This window comes from Frankia sp. AiPs1 (genome assembly GCF_023716945.1).
Classification (GTDB): domain Bacteria; phylum Actinomycetota; class Actinomycetes; order Frankiales; family Frankiaceae; genus Frankia.
The window spans coordinates 1-3601 of record NZ_JAMQQF010000595.1 but is presented as its reverse complement, the minus strand read 5'-3'; the positions used below and the strand labels follow the sequence as shown (position 1 = coordinate 3601).

Here is a 3601-nt window from a genome sequence, read left to right as displayed (position 1 = left end):
GCCGGCAGCAGCCCGCGAAGCGCTGGAGCCAGCCGTTGTTCCCGGGCGGCGGTCCGCAGCGCGCCCAGGTCGAAACGGGCCGGTACCACCACCGCCGGCCCGGCCGCCAGCGCCGCGTCGAACAGCGCGAGCCCGTCGCGTTCGGGCAGCGCGAGCACGCCTGCCCGGGCGATGCGGGCCAGGTCGGCCGCGGACAGCGCCCCGCCCATGCCCTCGGCGTTCTCCCACAGCCCCCAGTTCAGCGAGACGGCCGGCAGACCCTGGGCGCGTCGGTGTTCGGCGAGCGCGTCGAGATAGGCGTTCGCCGCCGCGTAGTTGGCCTGGCCGGCGTTGCCGACGACCGCTGCGACCGAGGAGAACAGCACGAACGCCGCCAGCCCGGCGTCGCGGGTCAGCTCGTGCAGCAGCCAGGCCGCCTGCACCTTGGGCCGCAGCACCGGGTCGAGGCGGTCGGCGTCGAGCGTCGCGAAGGTGGCGTCGGCGGTGATCCCGGCGATGTGTACGACGGCCGACAGCGGGTGGGCGACCGGAACCGTCCGCAACAGCCGGCCGAGCTGGTCGGGATCGCTGATGTCACAGGCCAGCAGCAGCACCTCGGCGCCGAGCTCGGTGAGCTGTTCGACCAGGGCACCGGCGCCGGGGGCGGCGGGGCCGCGGCGGCTGGCCAACAGCAGGCGGCGGACGCCGTGCTCGGTCACCAGCCGCCGCGCGACCAGACCGCCGAGGGCACCCGTGGCACCGGTCACGAGGACCGTGCCCTCGCTGGGGATCGCGCCCGCCAGGCCAGCCTGGCCGCCTTGGTCGGCCTGGTCAGCTCGGTCAGCTCGGCCAGGTTGGGCGTTTTGGGTGGTTCGGGTGGTTTGGGCGGCTCGGTCAGCCTGGTCGGATCCGGTCGGCGGGGCTGGCAGCGGTTCCAGCCGGGGCAACAGGATGCGTCCGCCCCGCAGCGCGAGCTGGGACTCGCCGGTGGCGACCGCGGCGCCGAGTGCCCGCGCGGACGCCGGGGTGGCATCGGTGTCGAGCAGGGTGAACACGCCCGGATGCTCCGTCTGCGCCGACCGGCCCAGGCCCCACAGCGCGGCATGGGCGAGCCCGTCGACCGGATCGCCGGCGCGGGCGGCGACCGCTCCGCGGGTGAGCAGCACCAGCCGGCTACCCGCCAGCCGCTCCTCGGCCAGCCAGCCATGCAGGACGGGCAGCGCGGCCAGCAGTGTGGCCCGGGCCGCCGCGGGCGAGGCACGGTCGACGGCTTCGGTGGCGACGGCTTCGGTGGCGACGGCTTCGACAGTCGGGGAGTCCCCGACGTCCAGCACCACCACCTCGGGTGCCTGCGCGCCGGCCGCGATCGAGGCCAGCAGGTCCTCGACCTGTCGCCAGCCGGTCAGCACGTGCGTGGTCGGGCCGACCGGCGTCGGGCCGGTCGGTGCAACCCAGGCCAGCCGGTGCAGCGCCCCCTCGACGCCGCGCGTCGCGGCCAGCCGAGACGGATCGGCCACGCGCACGACCAGGCTGCCGACGGCCAGTACGGGTCGGTCCGCCGAGTCGGTGAGCAGCAGCCGCACCCGGTCCGGGCCGACCGGGGAGATCCGCGCCCGTAGCGCGAGCACCGGAGCGTAGCCGGCACCGGCCCGCACCCCGTGCCAGGAAAACGGCACCCGGATGCCGTCCCTGCCCGGCCCGGGCGGTCCTCCGTCCGAGTCGGCGGCCGGCGTCGTGGCGCCGGTCTCGCCGGTCGCGCCGGCAAGGGCGAGCGGGTGCAGGGCCGCGTCGAGCAGCGCCGGGTGTGGCGCCGAACCGTAGGGCGCCTCCTGCGGCAGGACGACCTCGGCGAACAGCTCGTCGCCGCGCCGCCAGCCGGCCCGCAGACCCTGGAAGAGCGGGCCGTAGCCGTAGCCGAGCCGGGCAAGGCTGTCGTAGCCGGCCTCGGTGTCGATCGGTTCGGCGCCGGCCGGTGGCCACGGCCCCGGCTCCAGCCCTGGCTCCGGCTCGGCGAGCGGCTCGCCGGCCGGGTCGGGACCGAGTAGCCCGCGGGCATGGACGGTCCAGTGGCCGGCGCCGCCGTCCGGGCGGGAATGGATGTGCACCGGGCGTCGCCCGCTGTCGTCGGCCACGCCCACCGCAAGCTGCAGCGTGACGGCACCGCGCGCGGGGACCGGCAGCGCGGCGGTGAGGGTCAGTTCCGCCACCTCGCCGGCCCCGACGACCCGGGCACCGTGCAGGGCGAGGCCGAGCAGCGCCGTGGCCGGTACCACAGCCGACCCGCCGATCTGGTGGTCGGCCAGCCACGGGTGACTGCGCAGGGAGATCCGCCCGGTGAACACCGAGCCGGCGCCGTCGGCCAGGTCGACCGTCGCGCCCAGCAGCGGGTGCTGCGCGGAGTCCAGGCCGGCCGCGCCGAGACCGTCGTCGCCGGTGGTGGCCGGGGGGTCCAGCCAGTAGCGGGACCGCTGGAACGGATAGGTGGGCAGGTCCACCCTGGGCCCGGGGCCGAAGTAGGTGGCCCAGTCCACCCGTCCGCCGGCGGTGTGCAGGGCGCCGAGCGCCGCGGCGAGAACTTCCGGCTCGGGCCGGTCCCGGCGCTGCGTCGCCAGCGTGACGAACTCCGCGACCCGAGCCGTGTCGTCTGTGCCGTCCGTGCCGTCCGTGCCCGCCGTCGACAGCTCGGTGAGGGTGTCGGCGGCCATCGTCGCCAGGACCGTGTCCGGCCCGAGTTCGAGGAAGCCGCGGACACCCGCCTCGTACAGGGCCTGGACCGCGGGGGCGAACCGCACCGCCTCCCGGGCATGGCGCACCCAGTAGTCGGCGGTGGCCAGGGTGGCCGCGGTCACCGGCTGGCCGGTCAGGTCGGAGACGAAGACTGCGGTCGGTGCCGACATCGTCAGGCCGGCCACGGTGTTGTGGAATTCGGCGAGCATGGGTTCCATCAGCGGAGAGTGGAAGGCGTGGCTGACCGGCAGCCGGCGGGTCCGCGCGCCACCGGCCGCGGCGCGCCGCACGACCTCGGCCACGGCCCGTTCGTCGCCGGACACCACGGTCGCCCGGGGCCCGTTGACGGCGGCGATCGTCACCGTTCCCTCGACGCCGACGAGCAGCGCACCCGTGTCGTGCGCCGAAAGGCTCAGCGCGGCCATCGCACCGCCCGCCGGCAGCCCGGCCATCAGCCGGGCCCGGGCGCCGACCATCGTCGCCGCGTCGGCCAGGGACAGCACGCCGACCGCGTGGGCGGCGGCGATGGCGCCGACGGAGTGACCCAGCACCGCGTCGGGGCGCACCCCCCACCCGGCCAGCAGGCGGAACAGGGCGACCTCGTGCGCGAACAGGGCCGGCTGGGCCCAGCCGGTCGAGTCCAGCAGCGCCGCGGCCGGACTGCCCGGCGCCGCGAACACGACGTCGCGCAGCGGCCGGTCCAGGTGCGGCGCGAAGGCGGCGCACACCTCGTCGAAGGCGGCGGCGAACGCCGGGAACATGTCGTAGAGCTCGCGGCCCATGCCGGCCCGCTGGCTGCCCTGCCCGGTGAACAGCAACGCGGTCCGCAGCGGCCCGGTGACCCGGCCCAGGGCCCGGCCCGTGCCGGCCTCGTCCCGGGCGAGCAGGTCCAGCG

At 76.7% G+C, this 3601-nt stretch carries 1 protein-coding gene; it reads right to left on the bottom strand.

Annotated features, from left to right (window positions below; translation table 11 throughout):
- Positions 1 to 3601: SDR family NAD(P)-dependent oxidoreductase (locus tag ND748_RS27985; RefSeq protein ID WP_251749192.1), on the bottom strand; the 3601-nt coding region annotated here is incomplete at both ends.